This window comes from Micromonospora sp. NPDC007230 (genome assembly GCF_042869115.1).
Taxonomy (GTDB): domain Bacteria; phylum Actinomycetota; class Actinomycetes; order Mycobacteriales; family Micromonosporaceae; genus Micromonospora.
In genome coordinates, this window is the sequence record NZ_JBIAFE010000004.1 from 225,716 (window position 1) to 244,270 (window position 18,555).

At 73.4% G+C, this 18,555-nt stretch carries 21 protein-coding genes and 2 pseudogenes; 9 read left to right on the plus strand and 14 right to left on the minus strand.

The window, feature by feature from the left end; all coding sequences use genetic code 11:
• Positions 1-327: 327 nt before the first annotated feature.
• Together ACFYML_RS08190 and ACFYML_RS08195 are read left to right on the plus strand one after the other, a co-directional pair.
• On the plus strand, positions 328-1,548 hold the full coding sequence (locus ACFYML_RS08190; protein WP_387419910.1) for a discoidin domain-containing protein: 1,221 nt from the start codon (positions 328-330) through the stop codon (positions 1,546-1,548).
• Positions 1,549-1,649: 101 nt separating this feature from the next.
• Positions 1,650-2,378: a Clp protease N-terminal domain-containing protein gene (locus ACFYML_RS08195; RefSeq protein ID WP_387419911.1), complete on the plus strand. Its 729-nt coding sequence runs from the start codon at positions 1,650-1,652 to the stop codon at positions 2,376-2,378.
• 162 nt (positions 2,379-2,540) lie between these two features.
• Here the strand turns inward: ACFYML_RS08195 and ACFYML_RS08200 are convergent, their stop codons facing one another.
• From ACFYML_RS08200 to ACFYML_RS08215, 4 genes are all read right to left on the minus strand, one after another.
• Positions 2,541-3,059 carry a hypothetical protein gene (locus ACFYML_RS08200; protein ID WP_387419912.1) on the minus strand — a complete coding sequence of 173 codons (519 nt, stop codon included), beginning with the start codon at positions 3,057-3,059 and terminating at the stop codon, positions 2,541-2,543.
• A gap of 125 nt (positions 3,060-3,184) precedes the next feature.
• Positions 3,185-3,373, minus strand: a complete 189-nt coding sequence (locus ACFYML_RS08205; protein ID WP_073832407.1) for a DNA repair protein — start codon at positions 3,371-3,373, stop codon at positions 3,185-3,187.
• Between the two features lie 64 nt (positions 3,374-3,437).
• A complete protein-coding gene (locus tag ACFYML_RS08210; RefSeq protein WP_387419913.1) occupies positions 3,438-4,466 on the minus strand; it encodes a sensor histidine kinase in 1,029 nt (342 codons plus the stop codon).
• Complete coding sequence (locus ACFYML_RS08215; protein WP_387419914.1) at positions 4,459-5,154, minus strand: response regulator transcription factor; 696 nt, start codon at positions 5,152-5,154, stop codon at positions 4,459-4,461. The genes ACFYML_RS08210 and ACFYML_RS08215 overlap by 8 nt, the downstream gene beginning before the upstream one ends.
• Before the next feature lie 129 nt (positions 5,155-5,283).
• Here ACFYML_RS08215 and ACFYML_RS08220 point away from each other — a divergent pair, with 129 nt between their 5' ends.
• On the plus strand, positions 5,284-5,949 hold the full coding sequence (locus tag ACFYML_RS08220) for a GNAT family N-acetyltransferase (RefSeq protein ID WP_387419915.1): 666 nt from the start codon (positions 5,284-5,286) through the stop codon (positions 5,947-5,949).
• A gap of 201 nt (positions 5,950-6,150) precedes the next feature.
• On the opposite strand, the gene ACFYML_RS08225 is transcribed toward ACFYML_RS08220, so the two are convergent.
• The 4 genes from ACFYML_RS08225 to ACFYML_RS08240 form a co-directional block, all read right to left on the minus strand.
• Entirely contained in the window at positions 6,151-6,858 is a 708-nt protein-coding gene (locus tag ACFYML_RS08225) for a TetR family transcriptional regulator (RefSeq protein ID WP_387419916.1), read from the minus strand.
• A complete protein-coding gene (locus ACFYML_RS08230; RefSeq protein ID WP_387419917.1) occupies positions 6,791-7,291 on the minus strand; it encodes a thiol-disulfide oxidoreductase DCC family protein in 501 nt (166 codons plus the stop codon). The genes ACFYML_RS08225 and ACFYML_RS08230 overlap by 68 nt, the downstream gene beginning before the upstream one ends.
• Positions 7,288-7,791: a hypothetical protein gene (locus tag ACFYML_RS08235; RefSeq protein WP_387419918.1), complete on the minus strand. Its 504-nt coding sequence runs from the start codon at positions 7,789-7,791 to the stop codon at positions 7,288-7,290. Before ACFYML_RS08235 ends, ACFYML_RS08230 begins: the two co-directional genes overlap by 4 nt.
• Positions 7,792-8,430: 639 nt before the next feature.
• The gene (locus tag ACFYML_RS08240; RefSeq protein WP_387419919.1) at positions 8,431-9,882 is read right to left on the minus strand and encodes a glycoside hydrolase family 3 N-terminal domain-containing protein; all 1,452 of its coding nucleotides are present in this window, start codon (positions 9,880-9,882) and stop codon (positions 8,431-8,433) included.
• A gap of 124 nt (positions 9,883-10,006) precedes the next feature.
• Here ACFYML_RS08240 and ACFYML_RS08245 point away from each other — a divergent pair, with 124 nt between their 5' ends.
• Positions 10,007-11,182 carry an ROK family protein gene (locus tag ACFYML_RS08245; RefSeq protein WP_387419920.1) on the plus strand — a complete coding sequence of 392 codons (1,176 nt, stop codon included), beginning with the start codon at positions 10,007-10,009 and terminating at the stop codon, positions 11,180-11,182.
• A gap of 113 nt (positions 11,183-11,295) precedes the next feature.
• On the opposite strand, the gene ACFYML_RS08250 is transcribed toward ACFYML_RS08245, so the two are convergent.
• Together ACFYML_RS08250 and ACFYML_RS08255 are read right to left on the minus strand one after the other, a co-directional pair.
• Entirely contained in the window at positions 11,296-12,306 is a 1,011-nt protein-coding gene (locus tag ACFYML_RS08250; protein WP_387419921.1) for an ABC transporter permease subunit, read from the minus strand.
• Positions 12,303-13,322 carry an ABC transporter ATP-binding protein gene (locus ACFYML_RS08255; RefSeq protein WP_387419922.1) on the minus strand — a complete coding sequence of 340 codons (1,020 nt, stop codon included), beginning with the start codon at positions 13,320-13,322 and terminating at the stop codon, positions 12,303-12,305. Before ACFYML_RS08255 ends, ACFYML_RS08250 begins: the two co-directional genes overlap by 4 nt.
• Positions 13,323-13,397: 75 nt before the next feature.
• Between ACFYML_RS08255 and ACFYML_RS08260 the strand changes: the two genes are divergently transcribed.
• The 3 genes and pseudogenes from ACFYML_RS08260 to ACFYML_RS08270 all read left to right on the plus strand — a co-directional run.
• Positions 13,398-14,249: an ABC transporter ATP-binding protein gene (locus ACFYML_RS08260; protein ID WP_387420013.1), complete on the plus strand. Its 852-nt coding sequence runs from the start codon at positions 13,398-13,400 to the stop codon at positions 14,247-14,249.
• Positions 14,250-14,266: 17 nt separating this feature from the next.
• Positions 14,267-14,428, plus strand: a pseudogene (locus tag ACFYML_RS08265) (PfkB family carbohydrate kinase); the annotation flags it as partial.
• A pseudogene (locus ACFYML_RS08270) lies at positions 14,411-14,566 on the plus strand (ribokinase); the annotation flags it as partial. The pseudogenes ACFYML_RS08265 and ACFYML_RS08270, both read left to right, overlap by 18 nt.
• Before the next feature lie 4 nt (positions 14,567-14,570).
• On the opposite strand, the gene ACFYML_RS08275 reads toward ACFYML_RS08270, so the two are convergent.
• Positions 14,571-15,539 carry a helix-turn-helix domain-containing protein gene (locus tag ACFYML_RS08275; protein WP_387419923.1) on the minus strand — a complete coding sequence of 323 codons (969 nt, stop codon included), beginning with the start codon at positions 15,537-15,539 and terminating at the stop codon, positions 14,571-14,573.
• A 71-nt stretch (positions 15,540-15,610) separates the two neighbouring features.
• Here ACFYML_RS08275 and ACFYML_RS08280 point away from each other — a divergent pair, with 71 nt between their 5' ends.
• On the plus strand, positions 15,611-16,063 hold the full coding sequence (locus ACFYML_RS08280) for a rhodanese-like domain-containing protein (protein WP_387419924.1): 453 nt from the start codon (positions 15,611-15,613) through the stop codon (positions 16,061-16,063).
• Between the two features lie 38 nt (positions 16,064-16,101).
• Here ACFYML_RS08280 and ACFYML_RS08285 read toward each other — a convergent pair whose 3' ends face one another.
• Together ACFYML_RS08285 and ACFYML_RS08290 are read right to left on the minus strand one after the other, a co-directional pair.
• Positions 16,102-16,848, minus strand: a complete 747-nt coding sequence (locus ACFYML_RS08285) for a hypothetical protein (protein WP_387419925.1) — start codon at positions 16,846-16,848, stop codon at positions 16,102-16,104.
• A gap of 46 nt (positions 16,849-16,894) precedes the next feature.
• The gene (locus ACFYML_RS08290; protein WP_387419926.1) at positions 16,895-17,377 is read right to left on the minus strand and encodes a DUF6232 family protein; all 483 of its coding nucleotides are present in this window, start codon (positions 17,375-17,377) and stop codon (positions 16,895-16,897) included.
• A gap of 273 nt (positions 17,378-17,650) precedes the next feature.
• Between ACFYML_RS08290 and ACFYML_RS08295 the strand changes: the two genes are divergently transcribed.
• Complete coding sequence (locus ACFYML_RS08295) at positions 17,651-18,088, plus strand: nuclear transport factor 2 family protein (RefSeq protein ID WP_387419927.1); 438 nt, start codon at positions 17,651-17,653, stop codon at positions 18,086-18,088.
• Here ACFYML_RS08295 and ACFYML_RS08300 read toward each other — a convergent pair.
• The gene (locus tag ACFYML_RS08300) at positions 18,034-18,552 is read right to left on the minus strand and encodes a DUF6232 family protein (protein ID WP_073832420.1); all 519 of its coding nucleotides are present in this window, start codon (positions 18,550-18,552) and stop codon (positions 18,034-18,036) included. The two genes, ACFYML_RS08295 and ACFYML_RS08300, sit on opposite strands and share 55 nt — an antisense overlap.
• Positions 18,553-18,555: the final 3 nt, after the last annotated feature.

Consider the following 18,555-nt stretch of genomic DNA (forward strand, 5'->3'; position numbering starts at 1 on the left):
GTTTCACTAGGTTACTAGTGAAATCAGGATGTATGAATGCCGGGGACGTGTCAAGCGGTGAGCACCTGTACTGAGTCTGGAACGCCGATGCGCAGCAAATGACCGGCGGAGCGGCCGACGATTCGTCCGGCACTTCCGGACAGGCGACCGCGACCCCGCAGGCGCCGACCCTGACCGCGACAGCGTCCACGGGGTCAGTCCGCGCGCCCTCGCCGAACGCATCGCCGGGACCCGCAGGACCGCGAGATCGCTGAAGACGCGTTGCACCGCTGGGCACCCGTCGCGGGGTGAGAGCGGAGGAAACGCATTTCACTATACGATTCCGTCATGCGAGCCTCCGGTCCCACTCTTCGCCGCCGCGTGGTCGCTTCTTTCGCCCTGGTTGCCCTGCTCGTCGTGGGTTGTACGGCCAGCAAGGTTCCGGACGACGCCGAGGTGACTGTTTCCGGGCGGCTGACTCGAGCCGACGGTGCACCGGCGGCCGGGGTGAGCGTCGTGCTCTACAAGGAACCGGACGCCGCAGAGGTCGTCGGCGGCATCTTGGCCACTGTCACGAGTCTTGGGCTGCTGTGTCTGGCTCGCGCCGTGGACGTGTGCAAGGGCGTCCGCAAGGCAAAGACCGACAGTGCCGGCACATACACGTTCCGGCTCACCGGTCGGGATACCCAGGGCACGTTCAATACCGCGTCGACCATGGGGCTCAGCGCCCAACTCGCCGGCGATACGGCGAACGGGCCGGCACTACATGCCCGATTCAAGATCCAGCGCACCCAGCTCGACGTACCGACGCTGGCCTTCTGGGAGCCGGCGGACCTGGCCGTACGGCCAGACCCCAGAGAGATCAGCGTGAAGTGGTCGGGCCGTCCAGCCCTGACGGATCGAACATCCCCGCGGTACAAGGCCACCGCAATCGCCGACAACGAAGCCAACGATGTGGTGTGGGAGGCCGAGGACGTGCGGCCGGGCGAGGCGTTGGACGCGCGGGCCATCGGGGATCTGCGGGGCTACCTCTACCTCACTGCCACCGCAGAGGTCAGGGACAACGGCACGACCTTCACCACGCTCCATGACAGTCAGCGCGTCGGTTTGGTCGGGGCTCTCGGGCCGCCCCGGTCACGCGGTCAGGAGTGCGCGGTCGCCGACCAGCAGGGCCAGCCGAAACCCCTCGTACCGTGTTCCCTGACCGACGGCGCATACGGACCGTCCTATCGGCACCAGGGGTGCCAGCGAATGAACGGCGCCGGGGCCCCGTCAACCCCTCAGCCGAACAGCTCGGCAAAAGCCTGCCAAGCCAACACCTTCCTGCAGGTCGACCTCGGCGCCCGCCGTCCGGTCGCGGCGGTTTTCGCGCATGGCCTGTCCGCTTCCGGCCCGGTCGTGATCGAAACGAGCGACGACGGAACCGCCTGGTCGCAACGGGCCGAGGCCCGCTGGTCGCGTTTCCTCAAAGTCGCCCTGCCGGCCGGAATCAACGCCAGATACGTCCGGCTGTCCGAGCAGCGCGGTTATGAGATAGCCGAGCTGAACGAACTTGCGGTGTGGCCGTAACCGCCGTTGACCCGACCGGCTGAAGAGCCGGGACGGGTGCCGCCGCTCGCACCCGTCAACCAGTGGTTGACGCTGGCCATGCGTCAACTTATGGTTGACGCATGACGGAGCCCTTGAAGATGACCCATCCCGTACGCCTCGACGACCTGATCGAAGGCATCAAGAAGGCGCACGCCGACGCGCTGGACCAGCTCGCCGACGCCGTGCTGGTGGCCGACCACCTGGGCGACATCGCCGACCACCTGATCGGCCACTTCGTCGACCAGGCCCGGCGCTCGGGCGCCTCCTGGACGGAGATCGGCCGCAGCATGGGGGTCAGCAAGCAGGCCGCCCAGAAGCGGTCCGCCGCGAAGGCCGAGACGGCCGCCGCGCTCGACCCGAACGCCGGGTTCGGCCGCTTCACCACGCGGGCGCGCAACGTGGTGCTGGCCTCGCAGGAGGAGGCGCGTACCGCCGGCAACGCCGAGATCGGTCCGGAACACCTCGCCCTCGGCCTGCTCGCCGAGCCGGACGGGCTCGCCGCCCGGCTGATCGAGGCGCAGGGCGTACCCCAGGAGCGGCTGCGGGAGGTCCTCACCGCCGCCCTGCCGGCCAAGGCCGACCAGCTCCCGGATCTGATCCCCTATGACGCGCGCGGCAAGAAGGTCCTGGAGCTCACCTTCCGGGAGGCGCTGCGGCTCGGCCACAACTACATCGGTACCGAGCACATCCTGCTCGCCCTCATCGAGGAGGAGGGCGGCGACGGGGTGCTGACCGGCCTGGGGCTGGAGAAGGCCACCATGGAGGCAGCGGTCAGCGGCGCCCTCGCCGAGTTCGCGCGGCGGCGCTGACCCGCCCGCGGGGGATCCGGATCCCCCGCTCGGGGAGCCCCGGACGATTCCCGGCCGGCAGAGTCTGAGCTGGCGCGTCGGTGCCCATGGCGGGCACCGACGGCACCCGGTACCGCCAGCCGGGTACGCGGCTCGGGGCGCGTACCCGGCGTGGCGGGGCCGTCAGTCGGCGGTGGGGAAGCCGTACCGCTCGGCGTGCTCCGGGTCGGCCGGGTCGATCTGGCGGATGCCGGCGTCGGCGAGTCGCTTGTTGACCTCGTCGAGGCGCTCGCGCACCAGCCGGGCCTCCTCCTCGGTGACCCGGCCGCGATGCGGCTTCCCGGCGTGCTCGATGGTGCCGTAGTCGACCTTCTCCGCGCCCCGCCGTGCCTTCGGCGGTTTGACCCGCTCGGCGGTACGCAGGAGCTGCGCCATCGGCACGTCGGTCGCCATCGCGTCGAACTCGCTGGCGGTCAGCACCACCCGGCGCGGCTCGCCGCCGCCGTGCTTGTCGTGGATCTCCACCACCGCCACGTCCAGCGCCGCGTCGTCGATGCTCTCCACCTCGACGGGGGTGGCGTCCAGTTGCACGGGCCCGGCGACCAGGTCAGGGTGCTCCAGCACGACGACCTTTACCACCTCGTCGTCGGCGCGCAGCACCGTGCCACTGAAGTCGGAGACGTGGATCGTCTTCTTGCCCATGCGCGGAGCTTCTCCTGTCGTAGACCGGGATTCGGACCACAAGACGCTACCGCACACATGTGCGAAGACCCCGGGTGGAGCGCCCGGGTGTGTCGCCGCCGCCGACCCGTCCGTCGGGCCGGACGTCAGCGGCTGTTGAGGCCGTGCCGGGTCGAGGTGCCGGCCGGCAGCGCGTTCAGCTCCGCCCAGGAGAGCTGGCCGGCGCTCCGGGCCTCCCGGTGGGCCGGCTGCGCCGGAAACCCTTCGGCCGGCCCGGCAGCCGGCCAGCTGCGCTCAATTTCCTGCTGGTACCGGTCATTCGGCTGATTCGGCATGACCATTACCGTCCCAAAGAAATTTGTCCATGTATGGAAATGGATATGACGCAGCGTCGATGCGTCAGGTTCCCGTCGCCGGTAACCGGACGACGAATCGGCAGCCGCCGGCGACGTTCTGTACGTCTACCCGCCCGCCGTGCGCGTCAACCAGACCGTGGACGATGGCCAGCCCCAACCCGCCCGATCCCTCGACGCCGCCGTTGCCGGGGCGCGGGGTCCGCGCCGGCTCACCCCGGAACGCCACGTCGAACAGGCGGGGCAGGTCCCCCTCGGGGATGCCACCGCAGGTGTCCGTCACGGCCAGCCACGCGCTGTCGGAGTCGCGGCCGGCATCCACCCGTACGGTGCCGTCCTCCGGGGTGTAGCGGACCGCGTTGAGCAGCAGGTTGCCCACCACCCGAGCCAACTCCGGCTCGCTCGCGGCCACCGTCGGCCAGCCCGACTCGGCGGCCACCAGCCGGATCCGCCGGGCGGCGGCCAGCGGCGCGGTGCTGGCCAGGGCGTCCGAGACCACGTCGCCGAGCGGCACCGCGGACAGCGACAGCCGCAGCGCACCCGCGTTGATCCGGGAGAGCTCGAACAGGTCGTCCACCAGCCGGGTCATCCGGTCGGTCTCCAACCGGATCCGGCGGTGGTACTCGGCCACCGTCCCCGGGTCGTGGACCACCGCGTCCTCCAGCGCCTCGGCCATCGCCCGCAGGCCCGCGAGCGGGGTGCGCAGGTCGTGCGAGACCCAGGCGACCAGGTCCCGGCGGCCCTTCTCGATCCGCCGCTCCCGCTCCCGCGCCTGGTCCGCCCAGACCGCGGCGGCGGCCAGCCGGCGGCCGAAGAGCCAGCCGACCGCGAGGCTCACCACCGCGGCGGCCGAGACGGTGATCAGCACCACCTCCAGGTCGTGCGGGGAGAGGAACATCGCCTCGGCGACCACCGCCACCCCGGCCACCACCGCGCTCACCGTGACGGTCAGCAGCACGACGATGTGCCCGGTGATCGACCGCCCACGCAACAGCCGCAGGGCGATCGCCCCGACCAGGCCGACGCCGAGCGCCGCGACCAGCGCCACCCCGAAGATCAGCGCCAGGTCACGCATCGCCCGGCTCGTAGCGGTAGCCGACGCCCCAGACGGTGACGATCCGGCGCGGGTTCGCCGGGTCCGCCTCGATCTTCTCCCGCAGCCGTCGCACGTGGACCGTCACGGTGGACTGGTCGCCGAAGCTCCAGCCCCACACCCGCTCCAGCAGTTCGGCCCTTCGGAACGCCCGCGCCGGGTGCCGCATCAGGTGCGCCAGCAGGTCGAACTCGCGCAGCGTCAGGGTCAGCTCCCGGCCGTGCAGCCGGGCCACCCGGGGCCCGGTCTCCACCGCCAGGCCGTCGTCGGTCAGCACCTCGGCGGGTACGCCGGGCGGCTCGCCGCCGACCCGGCGCAGCACGGAGCGGACCCGCAGCACCAGTTCCCGGGGGGAGAACGGCTTGCTCAGGTAGTCGTCCGCGCCCAGTTGCAGGCCGAGGATCCGATCGGCCTCGTCGCCGCGCGCGGTCAACATGACGATGGGTACGCCGTCCGGCCGCTCGCGCAACCGTCGGCACACCTCCAGCCCGTCCAGCACCGGCAGCATCAGGTCGAGCACCACCAGCTGGGGTGGGTGGCGGGCCACGGCGGCGAGCGCGGCGGCCCCGTCCCCGGCGTGGCTCACCTCGTAGCCCGCGTGCTCCAGGTAGCGGCAGACCACGTCGGCGACCGTCCGGTCGTCGTCGACCACCAGTACCCGCTGCGCCACCGCGAACCTCCCGTCGTCGGGTCAGCGTATCGACGGACCGGCTAGTGGATCTATTGCGAGTTCCTTACGGGCGAGGCGGGCGTACCGTGATCACGACAAGCGTGACGGCCGGGCGAGGAGGTGTGCCGCGTGCTGGACCGGCGGTTGTTCCTGCACCTGGCGACCTGGCTGGGGCAGTGGCCGGCCGGGCCCGGGCTGCACGTGGTCCGCTCGCACCGCCGGGCCCGGCCGGCATGGGACGGCCGGCTGCGGCCCGCCCTCGCTGTCGCGTCGCCCGACTGCGCGATCCTCTCGGTGCCACCGGACCGGGTGCCCGCGGTCCGGGCCCTCGGGTCCGCGCGGCCGCTCGACGAGCTGCTGCCCGCCCTGCCGGCGGCGGTCGGGCTGCCGGAGTTCACCACCCACACCGGCAGGTTCCGGTGGAGCACCGCCCCGGCACCGCTGCCCGACGCCGGCGAGTGGATCCCGCCGACCGCGCCCGGTCTGCCGCCCTGGCTGCGGCTCTTCGACGGGGAGGTGCTGGTGGTACGCGACGCCGACGGGCGCTACCTGGCCGGCGCGGGGATCAAACGGCACGACGCGTACGGGCACGAGCTGGCCGTCGGTACGGTGCCGGGCGCCCGGGGACGGGGGCTGGCCCGGCGGCTGGTCGCGCAGGCGGCCCGGCGGGTGCTCGACGAGGGAGCGGTGCCCACCTATCTGCACAACTTCGACAACCACGCCTCAGCCCGGGTGGCCGAGGCGGCCGGCTTCCCGGACCGGGGCTGGACCTCGTACGGCGTCTCCCCCCGCTGACCGCGGGTGGGTGCGGATCGCGGGTGGGCGCGGACCGTGGATCCCGGGCCGGATCCACGGTCCGCAGCCTCTCCTCCCAGGTCCCGTCATGGGTAACGCTAAGTGTTGGCGTGCTGCTGGAGCAAGGGGTGATCGGCGGTTTGGTGCTGTCCGGTAATGGACTTGACCTGCGGTTTAGTCGGGGCTGGCGGCCTTCGCTGGTCAGTGACGCAGCGTGTGGATGATGGTGAGCACCTGGCGGGTCACGGGGCGCAGCACCCGCAGCCGGGACAGCCCCACCAGCCGGTCGACCAGCGGCACCGCGCCGTCGATCAACTGCCGCGTCTTCACCTGCCCCGGCGAGCGGTCGTGCACCCAGTAGAGCACCACGCCCATGTACGCCAGCCAGAGCAGCTCCGGCAGCGCCGGCCGCAGTTCGGCGTCCACCCGGGCGGTGGAGCCTTCCAGCACCTCGCGGAAGAGCGCGATCGACGCCTCCCGTGGCTCCGACGACTCCGACGAGAACGGGCTGAGCGGCGAGGTCGGCTCCGCCGCCGTCTTGAAGAAGGTGGCCGCGAACGAGTGGTACGGCGTCAGCACGTCCACCCCGGCGTGCAGCACCCCGGCCAGCCGGGCGGCGAAGTCCCGCTCCCGGGCCAGCGTCGGCGCGGCCGCCGCCCGGTGCTCGTGCTGGGTGCCCGCGTAGAACTCCTGGATCAGGTGTTCCTTCGAGCCGAAGTAGTAGTAGGCGTTGCCCACCGCCACGCCGGCCTCCTGGGCGATAGCCCGCATGGTGGTGCGGGTGTAGCCCCGCTCGCGGAACAGCCGCATCGCGGTGTCCAGGATCAGCTGCCGGGTCTGCTCACCCCGGGCCGTCGCCCCGGTGGTCGGGCCATCCGCACCGGTCGTCGACGCAGTCTGCTCGGTCATCGTGGTCACCGTATCCCGGGTCCGGCCAGGGCTGGCGGACCAGTTCGCGTACCGAGGAGGCGGTCGCCACCACCCGCCGCGCCAGCGGCAGCAGGTCGCGGCGGGCCAGCCGGTCCGCGGTCCGGCGGTGGTCGGCCAGCGCCCAGAGGCAGGCGAACCAGGCACCGTCGCCCGCGTACACCGCGCCGGTGTCGGCCACCACGGTCAGGTCCCGCAGGGTCGCGTCGTGGTCCAGCCCGGGGAAGCGCCGCCGGGCCTCAACCGAGCCGGCCGGCACGAACTCCAGGGGTACGAGCTGAGCGCGCGACGCGAGCCACTGCCGGGCGGCCCGGCACATCGGGCAGTGCGCGTCGTAGAGGACGGTGAACCAGCGGATCCCATCGGCCCCGTGCCCGGTGGGATCCGCCGGCTGCCAGCCCGGTACGAGCGTCATCGCACCGGTGGCGTCGGGCCGGCCGGTGGCGTGGGCCCGGTGGGCGGTGTCGGGCCGGTCTGGGGTGCCGGGCCGGCGGGGTTGACCGGCCGGGCGCCGGGCTGCGCGGGCAGGTAGCCCACCGGGGCGAGCGGTGGGTGGGCGGCGGCCGCCTGCTGGCGGAGCCGACCGCGCCGGTACCGGCCGAGCGCGAAGACGTTGAAGAAGTGCAGCGCGCCGAGCACCAGCAGCACCCACCCCACCTTCATGGACAGCTCCTCCAGCGCCTGGCTGGTGGTGCCCACCGCGTCGGCCTCCTTCATCGCCACCGTCACGTAGCCGAGGTTGAGCAGGTAGAAGCCGACCACCAGCAGGCTGTTGACCGCGTCCGCCAGCCGCTTGTCGGCGAAGACGTCCTCCAGGAAGACCAGCCCGTTGCGGGACAGCGCCCGGGCCACCCAGACGGTCAGCCCAATGCTGACCGCAAGGTAGGCCAGGTACATCCAGACCTTCACGTCCATCTCGTCGCCCTTCTTGAACGCGTTCAAATCGAAGCCGCGCTCAGCGTACGACAGGATTTGAACGTGTTCAAGAGAGGGGCGACGCCGACGCGCGACCGCGCGGACTGGTCACCGGCCGCGCCAGGGAGGCGGCGGCCGGCGAGGCGCAGCCGATCCCGTCGGAGGGCGCCCGCCGCGACGCTACGAAGGGGCGCGGCGGCCAGCGAAGTCGGAAAGCATCCCGTCGGGGCTGCCTGCCGCGGCGCTAAGAACGTGATGACGTGAACGGATCGGTCCGGCGGAGGTGGTCCTCGTTGGGCCCTTTCGAGCTGATGGCGTGAACGACTCGGCCCGGGCGACCAGGCCGAATCGTTTGCGCCATCAGCTCTGTAGGGCCGCACAGTTACCAGTCCGTCGCCCCACGAACGCTCACCCGGCGGGCGCCCGCGTGGGCAGCGCCCGGCGGGGGCGTCCGACACGACGATGCCGAGCGGATGGGCCGGCCGGGCCCGACATACGACGATGCCGAGCGGAGGGGCCCGGCCCGGGCCCGACACAGGACGGCGCCGAGGGGAGGGGCCCGGCCCGGGCCCAACACAGAACGACGCCGAGCGGAGGGCCCGGCCTGCGCTCGGCGGGCGACCGCCGCGGTGGGGCGGCTCAGCCGGTCAGGCCGAGCACCTCCGCCGCGGCCCGGCCGTTGGCGTGGCTGGCGCCGTACGTGGTGACGAAGGCGCGGGCGCCGGCGGGCCGCCAGGCACCCGGCCAACCCATCTCCACCACGGTCACCGGGTGCGCGGCAGCCAGCGCCTCGACCAGTTCCCGCGCCCCGGGCAGCCGGTGCAGGTGGCGGCCGACCAGCACGATGGGCCGGTCCCCGGCCCGCCGGCGCAGCTCGTCCGGGTCGGTCTTGCCCGCGACGGCGCGGACCTCCTCGGCCCGGGCCAGGTGCGGCCCGAGCCCCCACGGCACCCGGCCCTCGGCAATGGTCGAGGTGGCGTGCACCTGCACCACCAGCGGCGCGATCAGGCCGGTGACGTCGCCCTCGACCCGTACCGCGCGCAGGGCGGCGGCGTAGCCGAGGCCATCCGGGCCGCTGGTCGGCGTGCCGGCCGTCCCGGTCCAGGCGGCCAGTTCGGCGGCACGGCCGGCCGCCTCCTCGACCCGGGCCCGGTCCAGCCGGCCGTCGCCGAGCGCGCCGACGATCTCCTCGACCACCAGCTCCACCAGGTCGGCGTCCACCTTGGCGCCGATGCAGAGCAGGTCCGCGCCGGCGGCCAGCGCGCGTACGGCGGCCGGACCGACCCCGCCCGCGGCCAGCGCGGCCCCCTTCATCTCCAGCGCGTCGGTGATCACGGCGCCGGTGAAGCCGTACTCGCCGCGCAGCAGGTCGACCAGGACCGCCCGGCTGAACGTGGCCGGACCGTCGCCGGTCAGCGCCGGCACCCGGATGTGCGCGGTCATGACGGCGCGTACCCCGGCGTCGACCACCGCGGCGAAGGGCGGCAGGTCCCGCGCGCGCAGCACCGCCGGGGGTACGTCGACGGTGGGCAGTTCGTAGTGCGAGTCGGCGACGGTCGCGCCGTGGCCGGGGAAGTGCTTGGCGCAGGCGGCGACGCCGGCGGACTGGAGGCCGGCCACCGCGGCGGCCGAGTGGGCGGCCACCCGGAGCGGGTCGGCCCCGAACGAGCGGGTGCCGATCACCGGGTTCTCGTCGGCGGTGTTCACGTCGACCGTCGGCGCCAGGTCGAAGGTGATGCCGAGCGCGGCCAGTTCGGCGCCGATCGCCGCGTACACCTGGCGGGTCAGCGTCACGTCGTCGACCGCGCCGAGCGCCGCGTTGCCCGGGTACGGGCTGCCGGTGGCGTGGGCCAGCCGGGTGACGTCGCCGCCCTCCTCGTCGATCGCGATTATCGCGTCCGGGCGGCCGGCGCGCAGCTCGGCGGTGGTCGCCGCCACCTGGGCCGGGTCGTGGATGTTGGTGCCGAACAGGGTGTGCCCGGCGAGCCCTTCGGCGAGCAGGTCCACCGCCCAGTCGGGCGGGACCGGGCCGGGGTACGCGGCCAGCAACGTGCCCAGCGCCAGCCGACGGAGTCCTGGATCCAGGCCCACGAGTCTCCCCTTTCCCTGCCGGGTCGTCCGACGACTCAGGATCGGAGCGGCCGATACGCTAGCGGACACCCCTCGGCAGGACTTTTTGTGGTTAGCAAACTTTACTGAAAATAGAGGACCTGGCATGAGTGCGACCCGGCTGCCCGGCACCCCCCGCCTGTTGCGGGCGCTCAACGACCGCGCGGCGCTGGAACTGCTCCTCGAGCGCGGGCCGCTCACCCGGGCCCGGCTCGGCGAGCTGACCGGGCTCTCCAAGGTGACCGCGTCTCAGCTCGTCGAGCGGCTGGAAGAGCGCGGGCTGGTCACCCGGGTCGGCGAGCAGGCCGGCGGGCGGGGCCCGAACGCCCAGCTCTACGCGGTCCGGCCCGGCAGCGCGTACGTGGTCGGCGTGGATGTCGACGCCGAGCGCGTGGTGGCGGCCTGCGCCGACATCACCGGGGCGGTGATCGGCCGGGTCGAGCAGTCGACGAAGGACACCGACGACCCGGTTGGCGTGGTGCACAACGCCGTGGTCGAGGCGGCGAGCAGCGCCGGCGCGGAGCTGTCGAGCGTACGGCGGATCGTGCTCGGCACCCCCGGTCTGGTGGACCCGGGCACCGGCGACATCACCTTCGCGTTCAACCTGCCGCGCTGGCACCGCGGCCTGCTCGCCGCGCTCCGCGAGGACCTGCACACCCCGGTGGTCTTCGAGAACGACGTCAACCTGGCCGCCGTCGCCGAGGCCCAGTCCGGCGCGGCGCAGGGCGTCTCGGACTTCGTCCTGGTCTGGGTGGGCGCCGGCGTCGGCCTGGCGATCATGCTCGGTGGCCGGCTGCATCACGGCAGCAGCGGCGCGGCCGGCGAGATCGGCTACCTGCCGGTGCCCGGCGTACCCATCCCGCGGGACGTCTCGAAGCGGGCCAAGCCTGCGTTCCAGCAGCTCGCGGGCGCCGACGCGGTCCGTGCGGTGGCCGCCGAGCACGGCTTCGCCGCGGAGAGTGCGGCCGACGCGGTGCGTGCCGCCATCGCCGCCGGCACGGCCGGCGGATCGATGCTGGACGAGTTGGCCCGCCGGCTGGCCCTCGGGGTGGCCAGCACCTGCGTGGTGCTCGACCCGCCGCTGGTGGTGCTCGCCGGCGACGTGGGGCAGGCAGGCGGGGCGGCGCTGGCCGAGCGGGTGCAGCACGAGGTGGCGGCGATCACCCTGGTCCGGCCGCGGGTGGTCACCACCGGGCTCACCGAGGAGCCGATCCTGCGCGGCGCGCTGCGCACCGCGCTCGACGCGGTGCGCGACGAGGTGTTCGGCTCGACGGTCGGTTGACCGTCCGCCCGTCGTCGCCCACGCCGCCATGTGAAGGAATTCTTCACGAGCTGGCGATCGTCTGCAAGGAGTTGCCGGTGCGGCCCCGGCGACGGGAGCCGCACCGGCCCGGCTCAGATCAGGTCGCGGCGGCGGAACGCGGCGAACGCGGCCCCGACCAGCACCACGGCCAACCCGAGCAGCACCGCCAGCCCGGGTCGCCAGGTCAGGGTGTACAAGCCCTCGCAGAAGCCGGAGATGTCGCCCTGGCAGGCGCTGCGATCCCAGAACTCGACCTCACCGCTGAGCCAGGCGCCCAGGTAGCTGGAGAGCATCCACTGGTCCGGACGGGCCGCGTCGAGGATCTGCAACACCAGCCGCGCCCCCAGTTCCCACACCACCAGGTACGCGGCCACCGTGCCGAGCGCCGCGGCGGTGTGCCGGCCCAGCGTCGCGATGGCGAAGCCGACCGCCGCGGCGATCAGCACCAGCGCCATCCCCCGCCCGTGCTGGGCGCCCAGCGACGCCCAGAACGACCCGTCCATCGGTCCGGGGTACCCGACCGTCTGGCCGATCAGCCAGAACACGGTCAGATACGCCGCCGACGCCACCGCGGAGAACACCAGCAGCCCGGCGAGCAGCGTGCCGAGCTTGGCGCCGAGCACCGCCCACCGGCGGGGTCGCCACAGCAGCAGGTTGACCACGCCACCCGAGTTCAGATCGGCGCCGATGTATGAGGCCCCGACCAGGAAGCCGAACAGCACCAGGAACGCGATCAGGAAGTAGAGCAGCGGCTTGGCCTCGGTGGCGAAGACGAACACTCCGCTGAGGTAGTCCGAGGTGGTCGGCAACCGCTCCATCCGCCCCGGGTCCACCTCGGCGCAGTCCTTGGGCACGTAGTCGTGCTCCTGCGGCTCCACGGTCCCGGCCTTGATGGCCAGGCAGCGATCGTGCGCCGCCTCCAGCTGCGCGATCTGCTCCGCGGCCTGCGCCCGGGCCCGGCTCAACTCCTCGGCCGAGGGCTGGTGTGAGCCGGCCAGCGTGGTCCCCGCGGTCACCGCGAAGGCGACCAGCAGCAGCACCACCATCAGTTGCACGAAGCGGCGGGCGGTCAGCCGCTCCAACTCGGCACGGACCAGGTTCACGCGTCCACCTCCTGGCTCTCGCGCGCGTCGAGATCGATCACCACGTCGTCCGAACCGGCCGGTGGGCGTATCGACCCGTCCACCTGCCGGGGCACCGTGGGGTGCGGGGTGGTCCCGGTCAGCTCCAGGAAGACGCTCTCCAGGTCCGGGCGGAGCGGAATCAGCTCCCGCACCCAGAGACCCTGCTCGCCCAGCGTGCGGCTGATCAGCTCCGGGTCGTCGACCCCGGCGACCAACAGGTGCTCGGGATGGGCGGTGACCGACATGCCGGCCTGGGCCAGCAGCTCCACGGCCCGCTCCGGCTCGGCCACCCGGACCTGCCACTCGTGCTGGTCGAAGCCGTCCAGCACCTCATCCACCCGCCCGTACGCCACCCGCCGACCCCGGCTGATGATCGTCACGTGGTCGCAGATCAGCTGGATCTCGGCCAGGATGTGGCTGGACAGCAGCACGGTCACCCCGGACGCCGCGAGGGAGCGCATCAGGTCCCGCATCTCCCGGATACCGGCCGGGTCCAGCCCGTTGGCCGGCTCGTCGAGGATCAGCAGCTCCGGGCTCTTGAGCAGCGCCGACGCGACGGCCAGCCGCTGTTTCATGCCCAGCGAGTAGCCCTTGACCCGCTCCTCGCTCCGATCCCGCAGTCCGACCTGCTCCAGCACCTCGTCCACCCGGCCGGTGGGCACGCCTCCGGCCACCGCGAGCAGCCGCAGCGTACGGCGGGCGGTGAAGTTGCCGAAGAACTGTGGACTCTCGACGATCGCGCCGACCCGCCCGGCCACCTCCGGCAGCCGCTGCGGAGAACTGGCCCCGAGCACGCTCATCCGGCCGGCGTCGGCCCGCACCAGCCCGAGCAGGGCGCGCAGCGTGGTGGTCTTGCCCGAGCCGTTCGGCCCGAGGAAACCGTGGATCTGCCCCGACTCGACCAGCAGGTCGAAACCGTCGACGGCGACCCGGCGCCCCTGGCGCAGGGTGTGGAACGTCTTGCGGAGACCGGCGATCTCGATGACCGCGCTCATCCCCGCGGCTCCTGGCAGGCGTCGGGCATGAACCATCCTCCGGGTGTGGTGACCAACGACACGGTGCCCCACCCTATGGCGGCGACCCCGCCCGTGGGGGGCAGCGCGCGGGCTGCGTGGTTGGATGGACCGGTGACTCATGACCTGGATGTGGTGGTCAGCCTCGACGGGATCGGCGTCAAACGCTCCGGCACCGCGCTGCTGCACGACCTCGACTGGCGGGTCGAGCTGGACGAACGCTGGGTGGTGCTCGGCGCGAACGGCGCCGGCAAGACCACCCTGCTCAACCTGGCCGCCGGCCGGCTGCACCCGACCACCGGCACCGCGCACGTCCTCGGCGAGCGGATCGGCCGCACCGACGTCAACGAGCTGCGGACCCGCATCGGCCTCTCCACCGCCGCGCTGGCCGAGCGGATTCCCGGCGACGAGCGGGTCGCCGACGTCGTGGTCACCGCGGCCTGGTCGGTGGTGGGCCGCTGGCGGGAGAACTACGACCGCACCGACGAGCTGCGCGCCCAGTCGCTGCTGCACCAGCTCGGCGTCGGCCACCTCGCCGAGCGGGCGTACGGCACGCTGTCGGAGGGGGAGCGCAAGCGGGTGCAGATCGCCCGCGCCCTGATGACCGACCCCGAGCTGCTGCTCCTCGACGAGCCGGCCGCCGGGCTCGACCTGGGTGGGCGCGAGGACCTGGTCGCCCGGCTCGCCGAGCTGGCGTACGACCCGGACGCCCCGGCGCTGGTGCTGGTGACCCACCACGTCGAGGAGATCCCGCCCGGCTTCACCCACGCCCTGCTGCTGCGCGAGGGCGGCGTGGTGGCCCAGGGTCTGCTCGCCGACACGCTCACCGCCGACAACCTGTCGAAGACCTTCGGCCTGCCGCTGGTCGTGCAGCGCACCGGCGACCGGTGGACCGCCCGGGCCGCGTGACCGGAGGAGGGGCCACCGTGCCGCAGACCCGGGTCGCCGTGGTGGGCAGCGCCAACATGGACCTGGTCGGCACCGCCGCCGCGCTGCCCCGCCCCGGCGAGACCGTGCTCGGCAGCGACTTCGTGATGCTGCCCGGCGGCAAGGGCGCCAACCAGGCCATCGCCGCACTCGCCGTCGGCTGGGGCGAGGGCCGGGACCTCGTCGACGCGGTGCACTGGGCGACGGCGGCCGGCGCGGCCTGCGCACGCCGGCTCGGCGCGTCGGTGGCGATGCCCCGCCGGGGGGAGATCGACGAGCTGTACACCCCGCCGGCCTGACCGGCTACGCCACGCCGGCCCGGAACGCCCGCCGGTACGCCGACGGCGACGTGCGCATCGCCCGCCCGAAGTGGTGCCGGTAGGTGACCGGACTGTCAAAGCCCACCGCCGCGGCGATCTCCGCCACCGGTGCATCGGTCGTCTCCAGCAGGGCGAGGCTGGCCCGCACCCGCTGGTCGATCAGCCAGCGGATCGGGCTGGCACCGGCGGCCCGGGCGAAGTGCCGTAGGTAGCTGCGGGTCGACATGTGCGCCTGCCGGGCCAGCGCCGCCACGGTCAGCGGCTCGGCCAGGTGGCGGACCGCCCAGGCCATGCTGGCGGCGATCCGGTCGTCGTCCGGGTCGACGCTCACCGGCGCCTCGATGAACTGGGCCTGCCCACCCTCCCGGTGCGGCGGGATCACCAGCCGACGGGCCACCGCGTTGGCGACCGCCGCCCCGAAGTCGCGGCGGACCACGTGCACGCAGAGGTCCAGCCCGGCGGCGCTGCCCGCGCTGGTGAGGATGTCGTCATCGTCCAGGTAGAGCACGTCCGGGTCGACGGTGACCGCCGGGTGACGCCGGGCCAGCAGGTCCGCGTACCGCCAGTGGGTGGTGGCCCGCCGGCCGTCGAGCAGACCCGCCCCGGCGAGGGCGAACGCGCCGGAGCAGATCGACATCAGCCGGGCGCCTCGCCGGTGCGCCCGACGCAACGCGGCCACCAGCTCCGGCGAAGGGTCGGCGGTGACGTCCGGCACCCCGGGCAGGATCACCGTGCCGGCCTCGGCGAGGGTCGCCAGGCCGTGCGGCGTGTGCAGAGCGGCCCCGCCGACGACCGGCACCGGCCCGGGGCGTTCCGCGCAGACGGTGAGCCGGTACCAGTCGACCTCCAGCTCCGGGCGGGGCAGCCCGAACACCTCGGTCACGATGCCGGTCTCGAAGACCGACATCCCCGGGTACGCGAGCACCGCCACGGTACGGTCCACGGGAGCCATGGCGGGATCTTAGCGAAGGACGACGACCACGCCACTCCCGCCGCTGCCGGCCGGAGCCGCAGGATCGGGGCATGACGTTCTCCGTACCGCCGGCCGAACCGGCGACCGCTGCCGCCCACTTCCTCGCCCGACTCAGCTTCGAGACCGACGTCAGCGACGTGCACGCCGCCCTGACGGCAGGCACGCCCGGCCTGGTGGTGGTCGACTCGCGCGGGGCCGCGGCCTGGCGGCAGGGGCACCTGCCGGATGCGGTGCACCTGCCCACGGCCGAGATCGCCGCCGGCGCCGCCGAGGTGGTGCCGGCCGGGTCGACGGTGGTGACGTACTGCTGGGGGCCGGGCTGCAACGGGGCCACCCGGGCGGCGCTGGAGTTCGCCCGGCTCGGCTGGCGGGTGAAGGAGATGATCGGCGGCTTCGAGTACTGGGCACGGGAGGGGCTGCCGGTGGTAACCCCGGAGGGGACCGTCCGCCGCCGGGTGGACGAGCTGACCGCGCCCCGCGCCGCCGTGACCTGCGACTGCTGAGCCCCGGTGCGACCGGCCGCAGCCCCCGGTCGGCCCGGTCAGTTGGCTGCGGCGTCCCGGTCGGTGGGGTCGTCGACAAGGCGCTCGCCGCGGCGGCGGAGCATGCCGAGGCCCGGGATGCCGGCGACGGCGAGCTTGAGGTCGCGGGTGACGGCGAGCAGGTCGTGCAGGTCGGGGCCGACCCGGTCCAGGGTGGCCAGGATCGGCAGCACGTCCGCGGTCAGGTGCTCCTTCAGCTTCGGCAGCTCGTCGACCAGCCGGATCGCGGCGGTCACCTCCTCCGGGCTGAGTTGCTCGACGAACCGGGCCGCCATCGGCGCGGCCCGCCGCAGCGCCGGCTCGTACGCCGCCAACAGCTCAGCGGCGGTGCCGGTCGCCGCCTCGGCCTCGGCCACCACCGCGCCCGCCGCCCGGGCCACCTGGTCGGCCTCGCCGACCACCACGCCGGCGGCGGCGGAGACGCGCTCGGCCTCGCCGACCGCCGCGGCGGCGGCCGTGGCGACCTCGGTGGCCGTCTCAATGGCCCTGGTGGCGGCGGCGCTGATCACGCCGACCTCCCGGACCGCAGCCTCCGCGTCGGTGAGCACCCGGTCGGTGCGGTCGAGCGTGCCCTCGATCCGGTCGACCACCCCGTTGATCCGGCGCAGCAGCAACTCCACGTCGTCGAGCACCGCGAAGGCACGGGCCGGCACGGCGGCGAACGCGGCGGCCGAGCCGAGCGCCTGGTCCAGGGCGGAACGGGTGAGCCCGACGACGGCGCCGGGGCGGGGGAGGGAAATCGCCATGCCCACCAGTGTGCGTTGCCCCGACCAGCATCGCCGGGTGGAGCGGTCAGCGGCGCTCGCCCTGCTGCTCGACGGCGCGCTGCACCGCCCGGTAGATCTGCCCGAACCGCAGCGCGTCCGGTGTCCGCAGCAGCATCACCTCCCGTCCGTGGTGCTGCACCCACAGCTCGTGCACCCGGTTGCCGCGGTCGTAGGAGCGGTCCAGCCAGCCGAGCGGCACCTCCAGAAAGGGGGTGAGCACGAGCGCGGCGACCGCGCAGCCGGCCAGGACGACCAGGGCCAGCTGCCAGTTGCCCCGGTCCTGCGCGGCCCAGGCGAGGGACAGTACGCAGACCACGGCCACCAGCGGCGGCAGCGACAGGAGCAGGACCAGGACGCCGCGGCCGAGGACCCGGGACCGCACGGCCAGGGTGGTCGGTCCGCGCGCGTGCCAGACGTACGTGACGTCGGCGAGGGTGACGACGTGCCCGCCCGCGTGGATGGCCTCGGAGGTGACCTGTACCGCGTCGTCCCGGTAATAGAGGGTCATCACTCAGATTAACCACCCGGTTTCAAGCCCCGGTGCTGGCGAGAGCCGCATTCGCGGGGCGGGGCCGGCGGCCCGATGGCTGCGCATCCCCTTTGGAGCTGAATCGCTTGCGATGTCACGTCCGGGCGCGGCTGCGGGCCCGAATCGTCTGCGACATCAGCTCCAAAGGGGGCGAACAGGAGTGCCTGCGGTCCGGGCTCGGGGTTCCGGCTCCAAACCCAGACCGGCCGCGGGGACAACGGAAACACGCTCGGCCGGGTAGCGTCCGAGCGCATGACGGACCGGAACGGCGCCGGTGCCCCGGCGGGCCTCAGCGAGCAGGAGCGCAACGTCGAGGTGGTCCGCCGGTACCTGCGGACGTTCGTCACCAAGGACCTGGCCGAGTTGGCCGAGGTGGTCGCCGAGGACGTGGAGATCTACGGCTCGGGCACGGCGGTGCGCGGCCGCCACTACCCCGAGGCCGCCGTCTCCTCGCCCGGGTTGACCGTCGTCGACCAGGAGATCCTGGAGCTCTTCGCGGCGGAGGACCGGGTGGTCGTCTCGCTGGCGCAGACGTACCGGCGGGACGCCACCGGGGCGACGACCGTGCAGAGCGCCTGCAAGATGTACCGGCTGGCCGGCGGGCGGATCGTCCAGTTCTGGGGCGAGCAGGACACCTATGGCCTGCTGCGCGGCCTGGGGCTGCTGCCGGACGAGCCGATCGCCTTCTGACGGCGGGGCACCTGCCCGCTCTCCATGGCGCGCTGCACCGCACGGTAGATCTGGCCGAAGCGCAGCGCGTCGCCGCTGCGCAGCAGCCGCACCGGCTGGCCCCGCCAACGCGCCCACATCTCCAGCTCCCGGCTGCCCCGGTCGTAGGAGCGGTCGAGGTGTTCGAAGAGGACGTCGGCGAGCGGCCCGACCCCGAGGCCGACGAGCACGGAGGCGCCCACGATGGCGATCGTCACCACCGGCGCGGGCCGCAGCCAGATGGCCAGCGCGACCCCGAGCACGGCGGCCGCCACCGGCCCGGCGAGGGCCGCCCCGATGGCGCCCCGGCCGGCCAGCACCCGCCAGGAGCGGCTGCCTCGGCGGTGCCACACCACGCTGATCTCGGCGAGCGGGAACGTCCGGCCGTCGACGCGCACGGCGGTCGAGGTGACCTGCACGGACCTGTCGTCGTAATACGTGATCATGGC